2 protein-coding genes and 1 pseudogene are annotated in these 1549 nt (G+C 65.7%); all 3 read left to right on the plus strand.

Annotated elements, in window-relative coordinates:
- A pseudogene (locus RI841_RS16410) lies at positions 1 to 726 on the plus strand (flagellum-specific ATP synthase FliI); the annotation flags it as partial.
- Positions 723 to 1181 carry a flagellar export protein FliJ gene (gene fliJ, locus RI841_RS16415; RefSeq protein ID WP_310706698.1) on the plus strand — a complete coding sequence of 153 codons (459 nt, stop codon included), beginning with the start codon at positions 723 to 725 and terminating at the stop codon, positions 1179 to 1181. The pseudogene RI841_RS16410 and the gene fliJ, both read left to right, overlap by 4 nt.
- A 17-nt stretch (positions 1182 to 1198) precedes the next feature.
- On the plus strand, positions 1199 to 1549 hold a 351-nt coding region (locus RI841_RS16420), incomplete at its 3' end, for a hypothetical protein (protein WP_310706699.1).

The following is a 1549-nucleotide window of genomic DNA, read 5'->3' on the forward strand; positions in this document are numbered from 1 at the left end:
CAGGACTTCATCGACAACATCCTGGGCGCAGAGGGGCTGCGCCGTGCCGTCGTGGTGGCGGCACCTGCCGACACTTCGCCACTCCAGCGCCTTCAGGGAGCATCCTATGCCACCCGGCTGGCTGAAGGCTTTCGTGACGAGGGACGCAACGTCCTGTTGATCATGGACTCCCTGACCCGCTTCGCCATGGCACAGCGCGAGATCGCCCTGGCCGTCGGCGAGCCACCGGCAACCAAGGGCTATCCGCCCTCGGTCTTTGCCAAGTTACCCAATCTGGTCGAGCGCGCGGGCAATGCCCAACGCGGTGGCGGCTCCATCACCGCGTTCTATACCGTGCTCACCGAAGGCGATGACCAGCAGGACCCCATCGCCGATTCGGCACGCGCCATCCTCGATGGCCATATCGTGCTATCCCGAACGCTGGCGGAAGCAGGCCACTACCCGGCCATCGACATCGAGGCCTCCATCAGCCGGGCGATGACCGCCATCACCGACTCGCAGCAGCTGCAGCAATCCCAGCAGTTCAAGGGGCTCTTCTCCCGCTATCAGCGCAACCGCGACCTGATCAGTGTCGGGGCCTATCATCCGGGCCACGACCCGCAGCTGGATGAGGCCGTACGGCGCTATCCGCAACTCGAGAACTTCCTGCACCAGCGAATCGAGGAGAACAGCAGTCTGGAAAACGCTCGCCAGGCTCTGGCCAGCGTCGTGGGAGGTACGCCATGAGCCGCAGCAACACGCCGCTCGACACACTCATCGAGCTCGCCCGGGATGCCCGTGACCAGGCCGGGCAGAACCTGGCCAGCGAACAGCGCATCAGCCGCCAGGTCAGCCAGCAGGTTGAGTCGCTGCATCGCTATCGCCAGGAGTACGCCGAAAAGCTGAATGCGGCCATGCGCACTGGCATCGACCCGGCCACCATGCGCAACTACCAGCACTTCCTCGCCTCTCTGGATGACGCCCTGGTGCGTGCCCGGCAGGCACTGGACGCCCAGCAACAGCGAGTCGCCAAGACTCGCCAGCACTGGCAGCAGCTGCAGCAGCGCCTGTCGTCCTACGATACCCTGGCCGAGCGGCGAAATATCGCCAGGCGCCGCGCTGAACAACGCCGGGAACAGCACGTCAGTGATGACCTGGTCAACAGCCGTATGGCTCGCCGGCACTCGCCCAGCGAGCTCTGAATCTTCGAGGAATCGCCATGCATATCCAGCAGCTCATGAGTCTGGTCAACGGTCCCGAGGCAGGACCTCAACCCGGCACTGGCGGTCAGCCTGATAGCGCGGCCTTTGCGAGTACCCTGGCAAGGGCCGCGGAGGGCAGTGAACGAATGCCCGCCGCCGCTCGGCATGACCAGAACGCCGCCTTGTCCGCCGAGGGGCGAGCGGTCCTGTCGGAGCTGCATCAGGCACTGTCACAGGAAGACCGCCAGGCACTCGAGGCGCTCTCGGCACAACAGGGCGGCGCCCTCGCCAAGGCGCTGGCTCGGTTGCAGGAATGGTTCGTCCAGGCCGGCCATCGCGCGCCTGGCATTGAGGCAGCCGCGCCGGTG

Source organism: Halomonas sp. (genome assembly GCF_031581305.1).
Classification (GTDB): Bacteria; Pseudomonadota; Gammaproteobacteria; order Pseudomonadales; family Halomonadaceae; genus Halomonas.